This is a genomic window from Kitasatospora griseola, from assembly GCF_044999035.1.
In the GTDB taxonomy this organism is placed as follows: Bacteria; Actinomycetota; Actinomycetes; order Streptomycetales; family Streptomycetaceae; genus Kitasatospora; species Kitasatospora griseola.
Window position 1 is genome coordinate 3,990,489 of record NZ_CP173360.1, and the last position, 20,406, is coordinate 4,010,894.

General features: G+C 75.0%; 22 protein-coding genes, 1 tRNA gene and 1 riboswitch. Of the genes, 15 read left to right on the forward strand and 8 right to left on the reverse strand.

Annotated features, from left to right (window positions below; genetic code table 11):
* Window positions 1–23 precede the first annotated feature (23 nt).
* The 3 genes from ACI1MP_RS17885 to ACI1MP_RS17895 all read right to left on the reverse strand — a co-directional run bounded on the left by ACI1MP_RS17885 (window position 24) and on the right by ACI1MP_RS17895 (window position 3,454).
* Window positions 24–719 (reverse strand): DsbA family oxidoreductase, encoded by a 696-nt coding sequence (locus tag ACI1MP_RS17885; protein ID WP_043915550.1) that lies wholly within the window; start codon window positions 717–719, stop codon window positions 24–26.
* Window positions 720–808: 89 nt separating this feature from the next.
* Entirely contained in the window at window positions 809–1,297 is a 489-nt protein-coding gene (locus ACI1MP_RS17890) for a universal stress protein (RefSeq protein WP_189275168.1), read from the reverse strand.
* Between the two features lie 45 nt (window positions 1,298–1,342).
* Complete coding sequence (locus tag ACI1MP_RS17895) at window positions 1,343–3,454, reverse strand: asparagine synthase-related protein (RefSeq protein ID WP_380344479.1); 2,112 nt, start codon at window positions 3,452–3,454, stop codon at window positions 1,343–1,345.
* A 655-nt stretch (window positions 3,455–4,109) separates the two neighbouring features.
* Between ACI1MP_RS17895 and ACI1MP_RS17900 the strand changes: the two genes are divergently transcribed.
* From ACI1MP_RS17900 to ACI1MP_RS17920, 5 genes are all read left to right on the forward strand, one after another.
* Complete coding sequence (locus tag ACI1MP_RS17900; RefSeq protein WP_100588922.1) at window positions 4,110–5,525, forward strand: MFS transporter; 1,416 nt, start codon at window positions 4,110–4,112, stop codon at window positions 5,523–5,525.
* Window positions 5,526–5,536: 11 nt separating this feature from the next.
* Entirely contained in the window at window positions 5,537–6,739 is a 1,203-nt protein-coding gene (gene lhgO / locus ACI1MP_RS17905; protein WP_404869012.1) for an L-2-hydroxyglutarate oxidase, read from the forward strand.
* A 93-nt stretch (window positions 6,740–6,832) separates the two neighbouring features.
* On the forward strand, window positions 6,833–7,663 hold the full coding sequence (trmB, locus tag ACI1MP_RS17910; RefSeq protein ID WP_404869013.1) for a tRNA (guanosine(46)-N7)-methyltransferase TrmB: 831 nt from the start codon (window positions 6,833–6,835) through the stop codon (window positions 7,661–7,663).
* Window positions 7,664–7,866: 203 nt separating this feature from the next.
* The gene (locus ACI1MP_RS17915; protein WP_404869014.1) at window positions 7,867–9,102 is read left to right on the forward strand and encodes a PrsW family intramembrane metalloprotease; all 1,236 of its coding nucleotides are present in this window, start codon (window positions 7,867–7,869) and stop codon (window positions 9,100–9,102) included.
* A 102-nt stretch (window positions 9,103–9,204) separates the two neighbouring features.
* Window positions 9,205–9,278: transfer RNA gene (locus ACI1MP_RS17920), tRNA-Met, on the forward strand.
* Window positions 9,279–9,635: 357 nt separating this feature from the next.
* Here ACI1MP_RS17920 and ACI1MP_RS17925 read toward each other — a convergent pair.
* Window positions 9,636–10,835 carry an MFS transporter gene (locus ACI1MP_RS17925; protein ID WP_404869015.1) on the reverse strand — a complete coding sequence of 400 codons (1,200 nt, stop codon included), beginning with the start codon at window positions 10,833–10,835 and terminating at the stop codon, window positions 9,636–9,638.
* 65 nt (window positions 10,836–10,900) lie between these two features.
* On the opposite strand from ACI1MP_RS17925, the gene ACI1MP_RS17930 reads away from it, so the two are divergent.
* A complete protein-coding gene (locus tag ACI1MP_RS17930; protein ID WP_404869016.1) occupies window positions 10,901–11,287 on the forward strand; it encodes a MerR family transcriptional regulator in 387 nt (128 codons plus the stop codon).
* A gap of 7 nt (window positions 11,288–11,294) precedes the next feature.
* Here the strand turns inward: ACI1MP_RS17930 and ACI1MP_RS17935 are convergent, their stop codons facing one another.
* The 3 genes from ACI1MP_RS17935 to ACI1MP_RS17945 form a co-directional block, all read right to left on the reverse strand.
* Window positions 11,295–12,023: a hypothetical protein gene (locus ACI1MP_RS17935; protein WP_380344496.1), complete on the reverse strand. Its 729-nt coding sequence runs from the start codon at window positions 12,021–12,023 to the stop codon at window positions 11,295–11,297.
* An 84-nt stretch (window positions 12,024–12,107) separates the two neighbouring features.
* The gene (locus ACI1MP_RS17940) at window positions 12,108–12,800 is read right to left on the reverse strand and encodes a sensor domain-containing protein (RefSeq protein ID WP_404869017.1); all 693 of its coding nucleotides are present in this window, start codon (window positions 12,798–12,800) and stop codon (window positions 12,108–12,110) included.
* Between the two features lie 118 nt (window positions 12,801–12,918).
* Entirely contained in the window at window positions 12,919–13,485 is a 567-nt protein-coding gene (locus ACI1MP_RS17945) for a GNAT family N-acetyltransferase (RefSeq protein WP_404869018.1), read from the reverse strand.
* A 50-nt stretch (window positions 13,486–13,535) separates the two neighbouring features.
* Between ACI1MP_RS17945 and ACI1MP_RS17950 the strand changes: the two genes are divergently transcribed.
* On the forward strand, window positions 13,536–14,348 hold the full coding sequence (locus ACI1MP_RS17950) for a hypothetical protein (protein ID WP_380333897.1): 813 nt from the start codon (window positions 13,536–13,538) through the stop codon (window positions 14,346–14,348).
* A 115-nt stretch (window positions 14,349–14,463) separates the two neighbouring features.
* Complete coding sequence (locus ACI1MP_RS17955) at window positions 14,464–14,955, forward strand: DUF3995 domain-containing protein (protein WP_404869019.1); 492 nt, start codon at window positions 14,464–14,466, stop codon at window positions 14,953–14,955.
* A gap of 9 nt (window positions 14,956–14,964) precedes the next feature.
* On the opposite strand, the gene ACI1MP_RS17960 is transcribed toward ACI1MP_RS17955, so the two are convergent.
* On the reverse strand, window positions 14,965–15,732 hold the full coding sequence (locus tag ACI1MP_RS17960) for a M23 family metallopeptidase (RefSeq protein ID WP_404869020.1): 768 nt from the start codon (window positions 15,730–15,732) through the stop codon (window positions 14,965–14,967).
* 10 nt (window positions 15,733–15,742) lie between these two features.
* Window positions 15,743–15,906: riboswitch (cyclic di-AMP (ydaO/yuaA leader) on the reverse strand.
* 216 nt (window positions 15,907–16,122) lie between these two features.
* Between ACI1MP_RS17960 and ACI1MP_RS17965 the strand changes: the two genes are divergently transcribed.
* The 7 genes from ACI1MP_RS17965 to ACI1MP_RS17995 all read left to right on the forward strand — a co-directional run bounded on the left by ACI1MP_RS17965 (window position 16,123) and on the right by ACI1MP_RS17995 (window position 20,386).
* Window positions 16,123–16,413 (forward strand): YiaA/YiaB family inner membrane protein, encoded by a 291-nt coding sequence (locus tag ACI1MP_RS17965; protein WP_404869021.1) that lies wholly within the window; start codon window positions 16,123–16,125, stop codon window positions 16,411–16,413.
* Window positions 16,414–16,533: 120 nt separating this feature from the next.
* Window positions 16,534–17,355: an alpha/beta fold hydrolase gene (locus ACI1MP_RS17970; protein WP_404869022.1), complete on the forward strand. Its 822-nt coding sequence runs from the start codon at window positions 16,534–16,536 to the stop codon at window positions 17,353–17,355.
* Window positions 17,355–17,933 carry a TetR-like C-terminal domain-containing protein gene (locus ACI1MP_RS17975; protein ID WP_043915534.1) on the forward strand — a complete coding sequence of 193 codons (579 nt, stop codon included), beginning with the start codon at window positions 17,355–17,357 and terminating at the stop codon, window positions 17,931–17,933. The genes ACI1MP_RS17970 and ACI1MP_RS17975 overlap by 1 nt, the downstream gene beginning before the upstream one ends.
* Window positions 17,934–17,964: 31 nt before the next feature.
* Window positions 17,965–18,150 (forward strand): hypothetical protein, encoded by a 186-nt coding sequence (locus ACI1MP_RS17980; protein WP_100588936.1) that lies wholly within the window; start codon window positions 17,965–17,967, stop codon window positions 18,148–18,150.
* 169 nt (window positions 18,151–18,319) lie between these two features.
* Complete coding sequence (locus ACI1MP_RS17985; RefSeq protein ID WP_043915532.1) at window positions 18,320–18,535, forward strand: hypothetical protein; 216 nt, start codon at window positions 18,320–18,322, stop codon at window positions 18,533–18,535.
* A gap of 185 nt (window positions 18,536–18,720) precedes the next feature.
* Window positions 18,721–19,992, forward strand: coding sequence for a sensor histidine kinase (locus tag ACI1MP_RS17990; protein ID WP_404869023.1), 1,272 nt, complete (start codon window positions 18,721–18,723; stop codon window positions 19,990–19,992).
* Window positions 19,976–20,386, forward strand: coding sequence for a roadblock/LC7 domain-containing protein (locus tag ACI1MP_RS17995; RefSeq protein ID WP_043915531.1), 411 nt, complete (start codon window positions 19,976–19,978; stop codon window positions 20,384–20,386). Before ACI1MP_RS17990 ends, ACI1MP_RS17995 begins: the two co-directional genes overlap by 17 nt.
* Window positions 20,387–20,406 lie beyond the last annotated feature (20 nt).

Sequence of the window (20,406 nt, forward strand, 5' to 3'; positions counted from 1 at the left end):
GCAGCAGGTGGGGCCGGCGCGGATCAGATCTGGCAGCTGCCGTCCGCGCAGGCGTCTCCGGCCGGGGCGATCGGGGTGAGCTGCCGGGCGGTCTCGGCCTCGACCTGGCGCAGGACCTGGAGGAAGGTGTCGGCCTCCTGGCCGCCCTGGACGGCCCACTGGCCCTCGAAGACGAAGGTGGGGACGGCGGTGACGCCGATCGCGCGGGCCTCGGCGAGCTGGTCGAGCGTCTCGGCCTCGCCCTCGTCGCCGGCCAGGTAGGCGGCGGCGCGCTCGCGGTCGATGCCGGTCTCGGCGGCGAGGTCGGCCAGCGCCTCGACGTCTCCGACGTTCACGCCCTCGGAGAAGTGGGCCTTCAGCAGGCGCTCCTTGAGGGCGGCCTGCACGGCGGGGCCGTACTCGGTCTCGGCGAGGTGCAGCAGGCGGTGGGCGCGGAGGGTGTTGACCTCCAGCGCGGCGTCGAAGTCGTAGTCGATGCCGAGGGTCTTGCCGACCTCGGTGATCCGGGCGTCCATGGCGAGGGACTGCGGCCCGTAGCGCTCGGCGAGCCACTCGCGGTGCGGGCGGGCCTGCTCGGGCGCGTCCGGCACCAGCTGGTAGGGGCGGAAGACCACCTCGACGCCGTCCTTGCCCTCGAAGCGCTCCAGGGCCTGCTCGAAGCGCCGCTTGCCGACGTAGCACCAGGGGCAGGCGATGTCCGAGTAGATTTCGACCTTCATGGCGGGCGGGCTCCTGTCGGGGTGGTTCACGGCGGCCGGGCGGCCCGGGTCGACAGGACGAACGCTCAATTGTTCGCCGTCATTCCTGCTCAGGCGTCCTCCACGGGGGCCGGGACCACCAGCACCGGGCACCCGGCGTGGTGGACGGCGGCGGTGCTGACCGAGCCGAGCAGCAGCCGGGCGAAGCCGCCGTTGCCGCGGGTGCCGAGCACCAGGGTGTGCCGCCCGTTCGCGGCCTGTAGCAGCACGTCCACCACGTTGCCGAGCACCACGTGCAGGGTGAGCTGCCCGGCGTACGGGCGGGGGCGGGCGGCCTGGACGGTGTCGACGGCCCGGCGCAGGCCGTCCGACATGCTGGCGGTGAGGCGCTGGACGCTCTCCTGGACCAGGTCGGCCATGCCCGGCGGGTAGCCGGTGGGCGAGGGGTTGACCACGGCGAGCACGTGCAGCGGGAGGCGGTGCGCCTCCGCCTCGGTCATCGCCCGGTCGAGCGCCCAGAGCGAGGCGTCGGAGCCGTCGCACGCGTTGAGGATCGCGGTGCCGGGCGGCGGGGCGTCGGTGCTGACGGGGAGGGTCATGGCGCGACGCTATCCGGCCCCCCGGCGCGGGCCGGGCAGGCACGCTCAGGTCTCCAGGGCGGTGCGGCGCGGGGCGGGCAGGCCGGTCCAGGCGGAGCCGGGGCGGCGGGCGGCCAGGCGGCGCAGCCAGAGTTCGACGGCGATCAGCTCGGCGAGCGCGGCGAGGGTGGCCGGCGGGGCGTCCTGCGCGGGGTCGGTGGCGGCGGCGAGGGTCTTGCGGACGGCGGGGACGTCGATCAGTCCGGCCTCACCGAGCAGCGGGCGGTCGAGCAGCTCGGCGAGTGCGGGGGCGGCGGCGCGCAGGCCGTCCCGGGCGGGGCCGTGCGGGTCGGATCCGGCGGCGCGGCCCCAGTCGGCGGGCAGGTCGGTGCGGCCGGCGCCGGCCAGGACGGCGGCCAGCAGGGCGGGCCGGGCACCGGGTTGCAGGCGGACGTCGTCGGGGAGCAGGCGGGCGGCGCGGACCACCTGGTTGTCGAGGAACGGCGCGTGCAGGCGCTGGCCGTGCTGCTCGGTGGCGTGCACCAGGGTGCGGTAGTGGGCGGCGTGCCGGTGCAGGGCGAGGCGGGCGCGGCGGGCGCCGGGCGGTTCGGTGGGGGTGCCGTCGCGGGCGGCGGTGCGCAGGTGCTGGGCGAGCGCGGCGAGGGGCTCGTCGGCGAGCAGGTGGGCGGCCGGGCCGGCCCGGTGCCAGGTGAGTTCGGCGGCGGTCGCCCGGCCCATGGTGCCGGGCCCGCCCGGCTCCTGCCGGAGCATCAGGCGCAGGGCGAGGTCGTCGAGCGCGTCGGTCTGGCGGGTGCGGGCCAGGCGACGGGCGGCACGCAGCACGGTGACGGGGGTGTGCAGGGCGCCGGTGAGGGTGCCGGAGGTGGAGCGGTCGGCGCCGGCCAGGGCGGCGATCGGGGCGAGCAGGTGGAGCGGGCGGCCGGAGCGGAGCAGGTCGGCGAGCCGGGCGGGGTGGCCGTCGAGCACCTGCCGGGCGCCGTGGCCGGTGAGGTGGTCGGCGCCGCCGGCCCGGTGCAGGGCGGTGTACCGGGCGGCGCACAGCAGCGCCGGGCCGGGTTCGTCGGTGAGCGGGCCGGCTTGGGGGTACCACCCGGCCCCCCGGGCCGGGGGAGGGTCGGCGAGTCCGGCGTACGGGAGGACGGGCGGGACGACGACGTGGCGCAGCCGCGGTGCGTGCACGGCGAGCGCCAGTCCGTCGGCCTCGCCGAGGGTGACGGCGGGCAGGGTCTCGGGCTCGGGGCGCCCGTCGGCGCCGCGGGCCCAGGAGCCGCGGACGGCGCCGGTGCGGGCGGCGGGCCGTTCGAGCGCGGCCCCGGGCTGGGCGCCGGCGGGCAGCGGGACGGCGGCGGCCAGCAGGGCGACGGTGGCGGACCCGGTGCCGTAGGAGAGGTCGACCCCGAGCCGGGAGCGGTCGCCGGGCGTGGTGGCGCGGACCCGGCAGCGGACGGCTTCCAGCAGGGCCCGGGTGAGTTCGCGGACGGCGGGGGCCTCGGCCGGGGCCTCGACGGGTTCGTCGGGGTGGGCGGTGTGGTGGGCGCGGCCGCCGCGGATGCCGAGCGCGTGGCCGGGCGGGACCCGGCGCACGCCCCGGAACGGGGTGCGGTCGCCGAGCGCCTCGGGTGTCTCGGGGGTGGCGAGGCGGGCCGCCAGGTGGCCGGCGTCCAGGGGTGCGCCGACCAGGTCGGCCAGCGGCAGGGCGGCGGTGGCGTAGGCGGTGCCGCCGGCGAACGGGGTGTGGAAGACCGGTTGGACCCCGGCCAGGTCGGTGAGCAGCACGGTGGAGCGGGTGCCGGTCCGCAGGACGACGGTGTAGCTGCCGGGCCAGTGGGTGAGGTGGCGCAGTGCGCCGCCGCGGGCGGCGGCCAGGCCGTCGGCGAGTTCGCGGTCGGTGGCGCCGCAGCGGCCGGCGACGGCGAGCCGCAGGGTGGCGGGGGTGTCCCGGTCGGTGCGGTCGGCTGGGTCGCGCGGGTCGAGTCCGCCGCGGACGGCGGCGGGGGCGCCGGGGCGGAGCACGGCGAGGCGCAGTTCGTCGGGGCGCCAGTCGCCGACCGCCCAGAGCGGGTCGGGGCCGCCCCAGAGCAGGGTCCCGGCGATCGGCCGGACCGCGGCGAGCGCCGGGTCGGCGGCCGGGCCGCTCCAGCCGGTGAGCCACCGCATCGCGCCTCCGTGGTGCTTCGGGTGCGCGGCGAACATCCGGTGATGTGAGGGAAATTGGCGCACCGTCAGGAGACATCGTGCCACCGGTGGGGCGGAAACGGGCCGGGCGTTCCCGGCGGGGCGCACGGACCGGGCCACCCCCTCCGGGGCCCGGGCCGTGCGGGTCCTCGAACTCCCGTCCGGGGTACGGCCGGTGGCCGGACAGAGCGGCGCGGGAATGGTCCGTGGACGCCGCGATGCGGCCGAGATTGGCCGAAAGCCGTCGCACGACCCGGGAGGGCATCCGCATGCCCTCCCGGACGCGCCGCTGCCCGCGGGGATTGAGGCAGCGTTTCCCCCGGCCCGCCGGGTCCTCGACGGCGGGCCGATCCACAGGCACCAGCGAATCGCCCACCTGCCGATGCGGCCAGGGAGCACGGATGGCGCACACGGGCACGGGACCGGAGCACGGGCGTCCGGCAGGTGCCCGCGGGACACTCGGCGGGCGCCCGGCCGCCCGCCGCGGACGCAGCGCGTTCCCGCCAACCGGAATGCGGCCTCTTAACCGTGGGAACGCGGGCGACTACGCTAGGTGCAAGCAGTCCGGTGGCGTGCTGCTGCCGTCGCGACTCGCCGCCATCCGCGCACGACGTCGCCAGGGGGTGCCACCGCCACCATGACCGTCAGCTCACGAGGGCCGAACGACCGGCTCGGCGCCCTCCTCGCGCTCGCCCAGATCAGCAACGCCGGGCTCGCCCGCCGGGTCAACGACCTCGGCGCGCAGCGCGGCCTGACCCTCCGCTACGACAAGACCTCGGTGGCCCGCTGGGTGACCAAGGGGATGGTCCCGCAGCGCCCGGTGCCGCACCTGATCGCCACCGCGCTCGGCAACAAGCTCGGCCGCCCGGTGCCGCTGGAGGAGATCGGCCTCGCCGACTCGCACCCCACCCCGGAACTCGGCCTGGAGTTCCCGCGCGAAGTCCCGGAGGCGGTCCGCTCCGCCACCGAACTCTGGCGGGTCGACCTGGACCTGCGGCGCGGCCCCGGCGGCGGCCGGTGGAGCGACAGCCTGGCCGGCACCTTCTCGGTCGCCGCGTACGCCACCCCCGTCTCCCGCTGGCTGATCACTCCCGCCGACGGGTCGGTGGCCCGGGAGACCCCCCCCGACCTGTCCGGCTACCGGGTCGGCCACGCGGACGCCGCCAAACTCCGCGAGGCCGCCCAGGAGGCCCGCCGCTGGGACTCCAAGTACGGCGGCGGCGACTGGCGTTCCTCGATGGTCCCGGAATGCCTGCGGGTGGAGGCCGCCCCGCTGCTGCTCGCCTCGTACAGCGACGCGGTCGGCCGGGCGCTGTTCGGCGCCACCGCCGAACTGACCAGGCTGGCCGGGTGGATGGCCTTCGACACCGGCCAGCACGAGGCCGCCCAGCGCTACTACATCCAGGCGCTGCGCCTGGCCCGGGCCGCCGGCGACGTCCCGCTCGGCGGGTACGTCCTGGCCTCGATGAGCCTGCAGGCCTCCTACCGCTCCTTCCCGGACGAGGCCGTCGACCTCGCCCAGGCCGCCCTGGAGCGCAACCGCGGCCTGGCGACGGCCCGGACCATGAGCTTCTTCCACCTGGTCGAGGCCCGCGCGCACGCCAAGGCCGGCAACGCCCCCGCCTGCGGCAGCGCACTGTCCGCCGCCGAAGCCGCGCTGGACCGGGCCCGCCCGGGCGACCCCGACCCGACCTGGATCGACTTCTACGCCTACGACCGCCTCGCCGCCGACGCCGCCGAATGCTTCCGCGACCTCGGAGTGCCGTCCAAGGTCCGGCAGTTCACCCGCGAGGCACTGGCCCGCCCCACCGAGGGCTTCGTCCGCTCGCACGGCCTGCGGCTGATCGTCTCCGCGATGGCCGAGGCCGAGGCCGGCGACCTGGACGCGGCCGTCGCCGCCGGCGAGCGCGCCGTCGAGGTCGCCGGGCGGATCTCCTCGCACCGCAGCCGCGAGTACGTGGTCGAGTTGCTGCGCCGCCTGGAGCCCTACCAGAACGAGCAGCGGGTCAAGGAGCTCACCGAACGAGCCCGCCTGGTCCTCACCACCGGCTGAGGGGTACGGGCTTGAAGCACGACGTCCAGGTCCTGGTGGTCGGCGGCGGCATCGTCGGACTGTCCACCGCGTACGCGCTCACCCAGGCCCACCCCGGCACCACCGTCACGGTGCTGGAGAAGGAGAGCGCCCTCGCCCTCCACCAGACCGGACGCAACAGCGGAGTCGTCCACAGTGGCGTCTACTACCGGCCCGGCTCCCTCAAGGCCCGCTACGCCACCGAGGGCGCCCGCGAAATGGTCGAGTTCTGCCGCGACCAGGGCATCGCCCACGAAGTCACCGGCAAACTCGTCGTCGCCACCGAGGAGGCCGAACTCCCCCGCCTCGCCGCGCTCGCCGAACGCGGCCGGGCCAACGGCATCCCCCTGCTCGAACTCGACCCCGCCGGCATCCGCGAGCACGAACCCGAGATCACCGGCCTCGCCGGCCTGCACCTCGCCACCACCGGCATCTGCGACTACACCGCGGTCGCCCACCGCTACGCCGCCCTCGCGGGCGAACGCGGCGCCGAACTCCGGCTCGCCACCCCGGTCCTGGACATCGCCCGACGTGCCGACGGGGTCACCGTCACCACGCCCACCGGCGAGATCCGCTGCGCGGCGCTGGTCAACTGTGCCGGGCTCCACAGCGACCGGATCGCCCGGCTGGCCGGCGACGACCCCGGCGTCCGGATCGTCCCCTTCCGCGGCGAGTACTACGAACTCGCGCCCGCCCGCCGCGCACTGGTCCGCGGCCTGGTCTACCCCGTCCCCGACCCGGCGTTCCCGTTCCTCGGCGTCCACCTCACCCGCGGCGTCCACGGCGACGTCCACGTCGGCCCGAACGCCGTTCCGGCCCTGGCCCGCGAGGGCTACGACTGGCGCACCCTCAACCTCCGCGACCTCGCCGAGACGGTCCGCTTCCCCGGCACCTGGACGATCGCCCGCCGGCACTGGCGCTACGAACTCGGCGAACTCCACCGCTCCCTCTCCAAGCGCGCCTTCACCACCGCCGTCCGCCGCCTCCTGCCCGCCGTCACCGAAACCGACCTCCTCCCCACCGCCGCCGGCGTCCGCGCCCAGGCCGTCACCCGCGACGGCGCCCTCCTCGACGACTTCGCCTTCGCCGGCACCGGCCGCATCGTCCACGTCCTCAACGCACCCTCACCGGCGGCGACAGCCTCCCTGGCCATCGGCCGGGAGGTGGCCCGCCGGGCCGTGGCTGCAGCAGGGTGAGGGGAGCACCACCAGGGGCGCGGGCAGGTGGCACTCGCACTGGCTTCGCACCCGCCCGTGCCGAATTTTCGCCTCCCGTAGACTGGTGCGATTGTGACCTCCTCCGCCCCCAGCCCCCAGTTGCCCGCCTCGGCCCGGCTGTCCGCCGCTCCGGCGGCGTACCCCGCGCCGATGTACCCGCACAAGGCCACCGAGGCCCAGCACCGTGAGCAGCGGATCCGCAGTTTCCAGCCGCGTCGTGGTCGGATGACCAAGGCGCAGGCGGGTGCGCTGGACCGCGGCTGGGAGCGTTTCGGCCATGCCATCGACGGCACCCCGCTGGATCTGCCGGCGATGTTCGGCGGCCGACCGGTGACGCTGGAGATCGGCTTCGGGATGGGCGACACCACGGCCGCGATGGCCGCCGCCGACCCCTCGGCGGGGATCCTCGCGGCGGACGTCCACACCCCGGGCCACGGCAACCTGCTGCAGTTCCTGGAGCGGGACGGTTCGGAGAACGTCCGGCTCGCGGCGGGCGACGCGGTGATCCTGCTGCGCGACATGCTGCCGGACGCGTCGCTGGCGGGTCTGCGGGTGTACTTCCCGGACCCGTGGCCGAAGCCGAAGCACCACAAGCGCCGGCTGATCCAGGAGTCGTTCCTGGAGCTGGTGCTGCCGCGACTGGCCCCCGGCGCGCTGGTGCACTGCGCGACCGACTGGGAGCCGTACGCGGAGCAGATGCTCGCCGTCCTGGAGGCGTCGCCGGAGCTGGAGAACCTGCACCCGGAGGGCGACGGTTCGCCGTGGCTGGAGCCGGAGGACCACCCGGCGGCCAGCGTGCCGGGCTACGCGCCGCGCCCCGAGTGGCGCCCGGTGACCAAGTTCGAGCGGGCCGGCCTGGCCAAGGGCCACGTGGTGCACGACATCCTGTTCCGCCGCCGCTGAGACGCGTCACGGCCTGCCGAATCGTCCCTGCGGCGAATGAGGCTTCGCCGGGTGGCGGGCACGTTCCCGGTGAGGGTGGGCAGGGTAGGAACAACGGGGAGGCGGCGTCCGCCGTTTCGCCTTGCTGACGGACCGTCACCCCGGTCGTACGGATTGTTCTCGCCACTCCCCTGCGAGCGGAGCATTCCCCTACGCTTCTGCGGGTGAGCAGTCCGCCCGGCGGCAAGGCCTCCCCCAGCCTGCCTGTAGGGGCCGCCGCCATGGCCGCCGATCCGCCGCCGTCCCCCACCGGTGCCCGATCGTTCCCGGATCCGGGGGCGCACCGGTCCGGTGGGCTGTCCCGGATGCGGTTGTCGGCGGTCGGGCGGATTCCGGGCCAGCGCGGCGCCCGCGCGGTGCGGGCCGTTCCGTCGTTGGCGCGCCGGTTGTGGCCGTTGCGGCGGCCGGCGGTGTCCTCGGCGGTGGTGGCGCTGGCGTTGGCCGGGTCGGGGGTGCTGATCCTGCACCTGGTGCAGCGTCAGACCGGGACGGCCGGGTTGCTGGTGGGTCTGGGGCTGGCGCTGCTGCCGTTGCCGTTCGTGCTGGGGTCGCTGGCGTGGCTGAACCAGACCGCACGGGTGCCGATCCGGCACACGCTGTTCTGTCTGGCGTGGGGGGCCTGTGCGGCGACCACGGTGGCGATCCTGGCGAACGGCTGGGCGAGCGATTTCCTGATCGCCCACCGGGGCGCGCGCGGGGAGACCTGGGGCTCGGAGTTCGCGACGCCGCTGATCGAGGAGGTGGCGAAGGGCTCGGCGCTGCTGATGCTGCTGCTGCCGTTGCGGCGGCAGCACGGCGAGCCCGCCCGGCCCCCCGGCCGCCTGCGGCGGTTGCGGCGGCGGCTGCGACGCCGACGGGGCGCCCCGGAGCGTCCGGCGGCACTGTTCCGGCCGGCGCCGGCCGGGCGGCAGCGGGCCCGTTCACGGCCGCGCACGCTGGCGGCGGGGGCGGTGCTGGGCGGGGTGACGGCGTCCGGGTTCGCGTTCACCGAGAACGCGCTCTACCTGGGTCGGGCGTTCACCGCGGACCGGCAGGCCCGGCTGGACGCGATCGGGCTGGGACGGATGCCGAGCCTGCGGGACTTCGACGGGACGGTGCACACCTTCGTGCTGCGGGCGCTGCTGTCGCCGTTCGCGCATCCGCTGTTCACCGCGCTGGCCGGCATCGGTCTCGCGGTGACGCTGACCACCGGCCGCCGTTGGGCGGCCCGGCTGGGCGCTCCGGCGGGTCTGCTGCTGGCGATGGGCCTGCACGGGGTGTGGAACGCGGCGGCCGGGCTGGGCACCGACGGTTTCCTGCTGGTGTACGGCCTGGTGATGGTGCCGTGCTTCGCGGCGCTGGTCTGTTTCGCGGTGTGGGCTCAGACGCGTCGCACCCGCCAACCCACCGGCCCCGGCTGACCCGCGCACCGACCCGCGCACCGGCCCCGGCTGACCTGCACGGGTCTCCAGGGAAACGGATTTCCCTTTCCGGTGGGACTCACGTAGAGTCGTGTTCACCGACGCGGGGTGGAGCAGCTCGGTAGCTCGCTGGGCTCATAACCCAGAGGTCGCAGGTTCAAATCCTGTCCCCGCTACTCAGTAGCAACGAAGGGCCCGGAGGCATCGCCTCCGGGCCCTTCGTCGTACCGGCGGAGATTCTTGGCGAATAAATCCGTTGCCCGCTTCGGCGGGGGTGCCTACGCTGGCGGCACACTGAAAGGAGGTGATCCTGAGTTGAGTTCTTTCAGGATGCGTGAGGTGGCTGCTCGCTAGAGCCGCCCCTGCCTGTGCAGTGGTGAGGCCGTTCGGCCTCCGGCTCAGGCTAATTCCCAGCAGTCACCCGGCCCGTGGGCTCACCGGTACATCCCCGGTGCCTCGATCGCCGTCCCCGTTCCAGCGGGGCCCGGCCCGAGGAAGCAGCCCACGGGCCGTCTGCGTTCTCCGGGGGCTTTTCAGGGGCGCTTCGGCGGGAAGCCGTGACGGCGGGCCAGGGCCGCGACGGCGAGGACGGGCAGCAGCAGGGCGAGCGCGAACCAGGGGAAGGCGCCGGGGCCGGCCAGGTCGAGCAGGAGTCCGCCGACGGCGCCGCCGAGGCCCATCGCGGTGTTCCAGGTGGCGACCAGCAGGGTCTGGGCGCGGTCGCCGCCCGCGTCGGCGGCGGCGGTCTGGAACAGCGGGGGAACGGCGCCCCAGCCGAGGCCCCAGAGTGCGGCGGCGAGCAGCACCAGGGGTGCGGCGGGTGCGGGCAGCAGCAGGAGCCCAAGGGCGGCGAGGACGGCGGCGGTGGCGGCGAGCGTGAGGTGGCGCAGCCGCCGGTCGACCAGGGCGCCGGTGACGGCGAGTCCGACGACCGAGGCGATGCCGAGGACCAGCAGCACCAGGTCGCGGCGGTCGGTCAGGCCGTAGTCGTCGAGCAGCGCGGCGATGTAGGTGTAGAGCACGTTGTGGGCGAGGACGAACGCGGCGACCACGAACAGCACGGGTCGGACGCCGGGCAGCCGCAGCACGCCGAGGAGGGGTTCGGCGCGGCCGGAGCGCCGGCCGGGGGCGCCGGGGACGGCGGCGGCGATCCACACCAGCAGGGCGGCGGCCAGGACGGCGACCAGTCCGAAGGTGGGCCGCCAGCCGATCAGCCGGCCGGACCAGGTGCCGAGCGGGATGCCGAGGGAGAGTGCGAGCGGGACGCCGATGCCGGTGACGGCGATCGCCCGGCCGTGCAGTTGCGGTGGCGTCAACCGGCGGGCGTAGCCGACGAGTTCGGCCCAGATCGCGGCGACGGCGACGCCGCCGGCGATCCGGGCGGCCATGGTGAGCGGGTAGGACGGGGAGAGTGCGGTGACGGCGTTGGCGACCAGCAGGACGGCGACGGCGGCGAGCACCAGGCGCTTGCGGTTCCAGCGGGCGGTGGCCCGGGCGAGCGGGATCGCGGAGAGCCCGGTGGCGAGGGCATAGCCGGTGAGCGACTGGCCCATCGCGGATTCGCCGACCCGCAGGTCGTGGGCCATCTCGGGGAGGACGCCGGCGGGCAGTGCCTCGGTGACGATGCCCAGGAAGGCGGCGGTGGCGAGGGCCAGCAGAGGGGACCAGCGCAGGCCATGACTGCTGGTCACGGGCGTGGCAGGGGAAGGAAGTCGGGTGCGGGTCGCGGTCATGCCGCTATCCTCGAACCCTCACATCGATGTGAAGGTCAAGTCCTTCCGACGGGCGGGAGAAGCGGATGCGGATCGGTGAACTGGCGGACCGGGCGGGAGCCTCGCCCCGGCTGCTGCGCTACTACGAGGAGCAGGGCCTGCTGAAGCCGGAGCGTTCGGCGAACGGCTACCGGGAGTACGACGACGCGCTGGTGGAGCGCGTCCGGCAGATCCGTTCGCTGCTGGACTCGGGCCTGTCCACCCGCACCATCCGGGAGGTGCTGCCCTGCCTGACGAGCGGCCAGTACCACGTCCGCGGCGCCACCCCGGAGACGCTGGCCGCGCTGGAGCACGAGCACCGGCAGCTGACCGACCGGGTGGAGTGCCTGTCCCGCAGCCGGGACGCGGTGGGCGCCTACCTGCGCGCGGTGCGCTCGTTGCGGGACGCTCCCGGGCCGGCCGAGGCCTGCTGACGGGCCCTCATCGGGGCGGGTGCAGCAGCAGGATGCGGTGGTCGGGGGTGGTGGTCAGCACCCGGTTGGCGATCCCGTGGTGGCGGAGCGCCGCGCGGAGTTCGGTGAGGTGCGGGCAGCGGCTGCCGGTGTGGTCGTGGAGCGGGAAGATCCGGACCTCGCCGTCGGGTGCGGTGACCCGGGCGAGTTCGCGCAGGGCCCGGAACTGGTCGGCGGGGGTGAACAGCGCCGGGTAGGCGAAGACCAGGTAGGAGCTGAGGGTGAGGGCGAAGCTGCCGTCGGCGAACGGGAGTCGGGGCAGCGCGGCGGCCGGGTAGTGCCCGGGGTGGGCGGCGGCGTCGGCCACGAACAGGCGGCGGGCGCGGTCCCAGCTGCGCAGGTACTTGTCGGGGCGGCGCCGGCCGTGCCGGCCGCGGGGAAGGTGGTGGGCGGGGTCGCGGCGGATGGCGCCGGCCATGGTGTCGCGGCCGGCGGCGGCGAGTTCGGCGAGGCGGCGCGGGCCGAGCGCGTAGCCGGGGTCGGCGGCGACCACCTCGCAGCCGAGCGCGCGGGCCTCGGCGGCGAACGCGGCGGCCCCGCCGGGGCAGTCCAGCAGCGGGCCGGGCAGGCGGCTCAGGTCGGCGCGGGTGAGGCCGAAGTAGCCGCAGTATTCGTCGAGCGGCCGGGAGCTGATCAGCACGGGCGGGGCGGCCGGCCCGCGCCGGTGTGCGGGGCGGGTGCTGCTGACCGGGCACATCGGCGGTCCTCCGGACGTCCGACGGGCCCGGGGTGCGGCCCGGGCCCGTGGTCATCCGACCACGGGCCCGGCGGTGTCGCATGTTCAGCGGCCGGCCAGCAGGGCGCGGGCGGCGAGGCGGTTGGCGCCGTTGAGGGCGTGGACCAGCTGCGGGGTGAGCAGGACGAGGAGCAGGCCGATCAGGCTGACGCCGGCGATCTGGAACGGCGAGGTGAGGTCGTAGACGTGGTGGACGCCGTGCGAGTCCGTCCAGTTGGCGACCCGGTAGCCGTCCCAGTCGGTGTAGCGGCCGAACACCCACTGGTAGGCGGGGAACAGCAGGAGCGCCCAGCCGACGGTGAAGAAGACGGTGGAGAGCGCGAAGCTGAGGATCGCCCAGGGGAACATGACGAACTGGTAGAGCGCGCCCTTCCAGCCGACCGGGTCGGCGAGCCGGGCGGTGATCGCGCCCCAGACGCCCTCCCGGCGGGCCGTCACCTCGCGCGGGTCGGGCAGGTCGAGGTCGAGCATGGTGCGGAGCCGGAAGCGTTCGGCGGCGCCGAAGCCGCGGCCGGCGATCGTCAGCAGGGCGAGCACGGGCAGGCCGAGCATGGTGACGGCGAGGCCGAGGCCGGTGCTGAACAGTGTGACGACGACGGAGAAGCCGAGTATGGCGACGGGCAGGCCGCTGAGCGCGAAGCCGAGCTCCCGGAAGCCTGCCCGGGAGATCGGGGCGCGCCAGAACCCGGGCCGGATGGAGTGGTCGCCGGTGGTGGCACGGTACGCAGCGGTGGACATCCGCGGTCCTTCGGTGGTCGGGGTCGGCACCGCCGGTCGGCGGCGCCGGGCACCCTTCAAAGGTGCCGCACCGGGCCCGGTCGCCGGTATGAGGCCTGCTGCCGAGTTCGGGGTGGGGTTATCCCCCGGCTCCGGGGGTGGCCAGGGCCCGCCATTCGGGGGCGAGCAGCGAGTACTGGAGGGCGTCGTGCCAGCTGCCGCCCCAGTGGGACTCGGCGCGGATCCGGCCCTCGTACCGGAAGCCCGCCCTGACCAGCACCCGGGCGGCGGCCGGGTTGGCCGGGTCGGTGCGGGCGAACAGCCGGTGCAGGCCGAGGGTGTCGAAGCCGAGCGCGCACAGCAGCGCGGTGACCTCCCCGGCGTGGCCGCGGCCCCAGGTGTCGGGGCGCAGCGCGCAGCCGAGTTGGGCGGCGTGCTCGCCCTCGCGGGTGAGGGCGGCCTGGCCGATCGACTCGCCGGCGGCGTCGTCGACGGCCAGCCGGTAGTGCTGCCGGGGTTCCGCTTCGGCCTCGTCGAGGTAGAGCTCGATCTGGTCGGCGCACTCCTCGAAGTCGGCGGCGTCGAACGGGAGATGGCGGACGGTCCGGGGGTCGCCGTGGACGGCGTGCAGCGCGGCGACCTCCTCGGGGGTGTGGCGGTACTCCCGCAGGGTGAGCCGGGGGCCGGTCAGCCGGACGGTTTCCATGGCGCCCGACCCTACCGGGCGGCCCCGCGCGGACCGGCTACCGTACCTGGGTGGACGACGAAGACCTGCACCTGCTCCCCCGTACCCGAGCCGCCGACCTGCTGGAGTGGGCCGCCGAGGAGGGTTTGGAGGCGGTACCCGAGCCCGCGGTGCGAACCGTCCTGACGCTGCTGGAGCTGGGCGGCGCCCGGATGCACGACGGTTTCCCGGAGCTGACCTCGCCGGTGCTGGAGCACCTGCTGTACGAGCAGCTGCACCTGTACGTCCAGCCGGACGGCGACGCCCGGGCGTACCCGGCGGCGGTGCAGCTGCTGATCGAGTGGCAGCGGGCGGCGCGGCGGCTGAACGCCAAGCGGCTGGAGAAGCTGCGCGAGGAGACCGACTGGCAGGGCGAGGTGCTGGTGGGCTCGCTGCTGCTCCGGTCCGACCTGCTGACCTGGCCCCGGCTGTACACCCTGCTGCTGCGCGCGGACGGCGTGCCGGTGGAGGACCTCGACCGGGTGCGGGGCTGGCTGGAGGAGTTCCGGGCGCTGGACGTCGAGGAGCGCTTCGCCGCGTACGAGCGGGTGCCGGGCGTGGAGCCGGACGGCGGCTGGGGCCCGGAGCGGGCGCTGCTGGTCGGGGTGTCCACGGACGGCGCGCGCCGGCTGCTGGAGCAGGGCCTGATGCGGCGCAGCTACCGCAACCTGGCGGAGCTGACCGCCCGGGGTCTGCCGATGCCGGACGAACTCGCCGGGGAGTTCGAGGAGTTCGAGGAGGCGGTGGCACAGGCCGCGATCGACCTGTGCGGCGAGTGGACGGTACCGGGGCTGGCCCGGCTGCTGCTGGAGGAGTTCCCGGAGCTGGCCCCCGAGGTGTACTGAGGGCTCCGGCCCGTCGGGTCCGCCGTTCGGAGGACCCGGGGATCGTCCTGATGATCCATCGGCCGTGGCCGTCCGGACGATCCGCGGGGCGGGGCCGCCGGGCCAGGGTGGAGCCATGGACATCGTGACTCCCGCCGGCGCCGCCGCGGCCGGCCTGTGCCCGTCGTTCCGGCGGGTCGCCGCCCTGGCCGCCGCGTTCTGGTCGGCGGGCTTCGCCCTGGTGCACCTGTACTGGCTGCTGGGCGGCCGGGCCGGGCGGCCTGTCGGTGCTGGACAACACGCCGCTGCTGGTGATCGACGTCGTCGCGACACCGCTGTGCGCGGCGGCCGCTGCCCTGGCGCTGGTGCGGCCGTGGGGCGGGCGGCTGCCGGCCCGCAGCTGCTGTGGGCCGCGCGGGGCACGGCGGTGGTGCTGATCGTGCACGCCGCGCCGTCCGTGCCGGACCGGGCGGCGCTGGCGGCCGGTCACCGCTCGGTGGCGGAGCCGGCCGCGACGGCCCGCTTCGCGACACTGCTGTACGAGCCGTTCTTCCTGGCCGGCGGGGTGCTGTTCGGGTGCGCGGTGTTCGGCCGCCGACTCCTGCCGGGAGACGACGGCCGTCGGTGAGCGCGGGAGTTACGGCTGCAGGCCGAGCTGCTGGAGCCAGGGCAGCGGGTCGACCGGGGCGCCGCCGCCGGGGCGGACCTCCAGGTGCAGGTGCGGGCCGGTGACGTTGCCGGTGGCGCCGACCGCGCCGAGCACGGCGCCGGGGGCGACCGGGCCGGAGGCGGTGACGATCCGGGAGAGGTGGCAGTACCAGAGTTCGGTGCCGTCGGGGAGGGTCTGGATGACCCGGTAGCCGTAGGGGCCGGACCAGCCCGCCGAGGTGACGGTGCCTCCGGCGACGGCGGCGACGGGGGTGCCGGTGCGGGCGGCGAAGTCCAGGCCGGTGTGCAGGTGCGCCCAGTGCGAGCCGGCCTGGGCGAAGTGCGCGGTCAGCTGGTAGCCGGCCACCGGCAGGGTGTGCGCGTCCCGTTCGGCCTCGGCCTGCTGGGCGGCGCGCTTGGCCTCGGCGTCCTGGGCGGCGGCGAGCCGGGCGGATTCGTCGGCGGAGGTGCGCTGGCCGTCGGCCTGCTGCTGGATGCGGGCGGCGAGGGCGAGGCCGGGGTCGGCGGCGAGCAGTCCGTCGGAGACCTCGTCGGCGGCGGTGACGGGCACCGGGGCGGCGGCCTGCGCGGGGGCGGCGGCGAGTCCGGTGGCGCTGAGCGCGGCGGTCATCGCGGTGACGCCCAGCAGGGGCGCGCCGGCGCGGGACTGACGGGGCAGCCGGTGCCGGGCGGCTTCCGGCTCGACCGGGTGGTCGAGCAGCTGGGTGCCGGTGCTCTCGGTGTAGGTCGACGCCACGGGGGCGTGCTCCTTCCTTCCCTGCCGCCGACCGGGTTAGCTGACGGGTTCGGAGGTGGAAGGTCTCCTACGGTCGGGCCCAGGGCCGTCCCGATTCACCCCGGTGGAACGTGGTTCCCCGGCTCCTGGGACGCCCCGAAGGGTGTGCCCAAGTGGATTAGGCGTGGCGCACGGTGCCGCATGGTTACGGCGTTGCCGACCGCGCTGCGTTATCAAACGTTAATCCTATGGACCCCATGATTCCAAGCTCCTCCCGGGAGACGGTGAAGATTTCCTGACGCCCTATGGGCGATTTATGACGATTCACCAGGCCGTACCTGACGGATGGTGACCGCACGGTTGAGTATCCGTACTCACGCCCCGCTCCCGGGCCGGCGCGACCCTGATGCCATGACCGCAACCGTGCCGCACCGGACCACCGCCGCCTACTTCCTGCAGGCCGCCGCCTCCTTCGCGCTGGCCGCCATCGCCCTCACCATCGGGATCGCCTACCTGCCGGTGAGCGCCTGGATGCGCGCCTTCCTCGCCGTCGGCGTGCTGTACGTGATCACTTCCGCGTTCACGCTGGCCAAGGTGGTCCGGGACCGCCAGGAGGAGGGCGCGATCACCAGCCGGGTGGACCAGGCCCGGCTGGAGAAGCTGCTCGCCGAGCACGACCCGTTCAAGATGGAGAACATCTGACGACCCGGCCGGCCGCCCCGCTTGACGGCTAAGGCTATTAGCCTTAGCTTTATGGCTATCGGCAGTCGGTCGGGCCTCCAGCGCCCGGCGCACCGCACCCGCCCGCCCAGGAGGCCCACCATGAGCAGCACCCTCGGCACCACCCGGTACCTCGACGTCACCGGCGGCCGGATCGCCTACGACGACACCCCCGGCGACGGCGTCCCGGTGGTCCTGCTGCCCGGCATGCTCGACAAGCGCGCCGCCTACCGGCACCTCGTCCCGCTGCTGACCGCCGCCGGACACCGGGTGATCACCATGGACCTGCGCGGCCTCGGCGAGTCCTCCACCGGCTTCACCGACCACTCCCCCGCCGCGATCGCCGAGGACCTGGTCGCCCTGCTCGACCACCTCGACCTGCGCGGCGCCGTCCTGGCCGGCAGCTCGTACACCGGCGCCACGGTGGTCCGCACGGCCGGACTCGCCCCCGGGCGCACCGCCGGGGTGGTGCTGATCGACGCCTTCATCGAGAACCTCCCGCTGAACGGCTTCCAGAAGGCGATGTTCGGGCTGGCCGCCCCGCTGGTGTCCGCCTTCCCGGGCCTGTGGAGCGCGCTGCAGAAGTTCTACTACCCGACCGAGCGACCCGCCGACTTCGACGCCTACCGGGCCGGCCTCGCCGAGATGCTGCGCGAGCCCGCCCGCAAGGCCGCGCTGCGCGGCTACCTCAAGGGCGACTCCGCGCCGGTCGGCTGGTGCGAGGCCGTCGAGGTCCCCGCGCTGGTGCTGATGGGCAGCAAGGACCCCGACTTCCCGGACCCCGGGCTGATCGCCGACCGGCAGGCCGCCGCGCTGCGCGGCCGTAGGGTGATGATCGAGAACGCCGGCCACTACCCGATGGCCAGCCACCCGCAGGCGGTCGCCGACGCCCTGCTCCCCTTCCTGAACGAGGTCGCCCGCTGATGGCCCGCGCCGGACTCTCCCCCACCGCGGTGGTGGACCACGCCCTCGACCTGATCGACGCCCAGGGCGCCGAGACGCTCACCCTGGCCGCCGTCGCCGCCAGGGCCGGGGTCGCCACCCCCTCGCTGTACAAGCACGTCGCCGGGGGCCTGCCCGAACTGCGCCGCCTGGTCGCCGTCCGCACCCTCGACGACCTCACCGACCACCTGGCCGCCGCCGTCCTCGGCCACTCCCGCGACGAGGCGGTCGCCGCCCTGCTCACCGCGTACGCCGGGTACGCCACCGGGTTCCCGCGGCGCTACGCCGCACTGCCGCAGGCCCCCGACCCCGATCCGGAGCTCACCGCGGCCGGCGAGCGGCTGGTGAACGTGCTGTTCGCCGTCCTGCGCGGGTACGGCCTGGAGGGGTCCGAGGCGGTGCACGCCGCGCGCACGCTGCGTGCCGTGGCCCACGGGTACGCCTCGTTGACCACGGCGGGGGCGTTCCAGCTCGCCGAGGGCCGGGACGTGACGCTGGAGCGGCTGATCGGGGTCGTGGTCGACGGCCTCGCCGACTGGCCGGGCGGGCGGACGGCGTGACCTGAGGGGGGTCGGGCGCGTTCTACCCGGTATGAAGAAGCGCAGCCTGCTCGCCTTTGCCTCGCTCGCCGTCGGCGTGGTCGCCTCGCTCACCGCGCCCAGCGCGGCGCACGCCACCCACGAGCACGCGGGCGGCACCACCCCGCACACCGACACCCTCTCCGCCCCGGACCGGCCGCTCGCCGAGAACGTCCAGGAGGACGGCACGCCCGCCTGACAGCAGCCCCACCTGCGCACACGCCCCCCGTGCGCGCCCCTCCACACCTTTTCGCAACCGGTCCACCACCGTTCTGTCACCACCGGTGCGTAACACTGTCCTTCGGTCGGGAAGTCATACCGCGTAGAGAACTTCCACGGTGTGACCGACAAGCACGGAGGACAGCGCAATGTCGCAGGCGACTCAGCACACCCGCACGGGACTGATCCCCGCTCCGCGGACCGCCCCGGACGGGTCGGCGCCCGTTGCGCGGGCCGTCGAGCCCCGGCCGGAGCGGTGGGGGGCGGTGCTGGCCCGCTGCTCCGCGGTGGCCCGGGGGCTGCGCTCGCTGCGGCCGGTGGCGGCGAAGGAGCAGCCGTCGTACGGCGAGGTCGACGGCCAGTAGTCATCGCCCGTCGAATGTGACGGAGGGTGAACTTCGGTCGGTCAATGGCATGTTGCCTTCCGGCCATCGGCCGGTCGATTTTCGGACATCCGGCCCTGCTGGTTCTGTCCGATATTGGCGCGCTCTGAACAGCAATGCTTCGATCAGTTCATACGGAAGTAGGAAGTCCACCCTAGAATTCGCGCGTGACGACCACTCAATGGTGCTTGGCAGCAGCCGCATTGCTCGCTCTTCTCGCTCTCGCGGCCACCGCTCGGTCCCGCGCCGTCACCCGAACCCTGCGCGGCCGGCTGGCCGACGCCGAGGACGAACTCGCCGCCGCCCGTGACCGGCTGGCCGCCGAGCTGGCGGACCGTCAGGCCGGTGCCGAATCGGTTCTGCGCGAGCAGGAGATGAACGCGGCCACCCACCGCGCCTTTCTCAGCGTGGCCCGCCGCATCCTGGTGATGGCGCACGACCAGCAGGCCGGTCTGGACGAGATGGAGCGCACCCACGACGACCCGGTGCTGCTCGAAGGCCTGCTGCGCGCCGACCACGCGGCCGCCCAGCAGGCCCGGCTCGCCCAGACCCTGGCGGTGCTCTGCGGCTCCCGCGCGGGCCGGCACTGGCCGGAGCCGGTCTCGCTGGAGGACGTGGTGCGCGGCGCCCAGTCGCGCATCCTGCCGTTCCAGCGGGTGGTCGTGCACAGCCGGGTCGACACCGCCGTCCTCGGTGCCGCCGCGGAGGCGCTGATCCACGCGGTGGCCGAACTGCTCGACAACGCCACCCGCTACTCGCCGCCCAGCTCGCAGGTCTACGTCACGCTGATGCCGGTCCACAACGGCGCGGTGATCGAGATCGACGACTGCGGCGTCGGCATGACCGAGGTGACGGTCGCCAAGGCGGGCGCGGCGCTGTCCGGCGGCGGTTCGCTGGAGGTGTCCCGGATCGGCGAGGTCCCGCAGCTGGGCCTGGCCGCGGTGGGCCGGCTCGCCGAGCAGTACGGCTTCCGGGTCACCATCAACTCCGCGCCCTCGCCGTACGGCGGTGTGCGGGTGGTCGTGCTGCTGCCGTCCGCCCTGCTCACCGATCCGCTGTCGGTGCCCGTGAGCCTCCCGCGCACCGAGCCGACGCCGGCCGCGGCCGCCGCGGCCGCCGCGGTCTCCCGTCCGGCCGTCGTCGCCGCGGACCCCGGCCGGCCGTCCGTTCCCACGCAGGGCGGCACCCTGCCGCGGCGGGTCAACCGCCGCAGCAGCGCCCCGCAGCAGACCGAGTCCCGGGCCGAGGAGCAGCCCGCGCCACCGCCGCGCTGTGCGCGCGAGGCGCAGACGTTCATGTCGCTGTTCCAGGCCGGGACCGCCAGCGGCCGTTCGGCCGCCCAGCAGGACCGGCGGTCCGACCAGGACCGCCACGACGAATTCCCCGCTTCCCCCCAACTTCCCCGGCGCGCAGGAGAATCCCATGACCGCAACCCCTGATCTCGGCTGGCTGCTGACCGACATCGTCGCCGTTCCAGAGGTCCAGCACGCCGTCGTGGTGTCCAACGACGGCCTGGAGATGGGCCGCAGCCCGAAGATCGGCCGGGACGACGCCGAGCGGCTGGCCGCCGCCTGCTCCGGACTGCAGTCGCTGTCCCGGGGCGTGGCGCAGGGCTTCGGCGACGGCCCGACCCGGCAGATCATCATCGAGTTCGGCGGCGGATACCTGTTCGTGGTCGCCGCCGGCGCCGGGACCCACCTGGCGGTGCTGGCCACCGAGGCCGTGGACGCGGGCCTGGTGGCCTACCAGATGCAGACGCTGGTCGAGCGGATCGGCAGCCACCTGACCGCGGCACCGCGGCAGGAGCACGCCACCGCCGGGGACGTGCGGTGAGGCGGGGGCCGGTTCGGCCT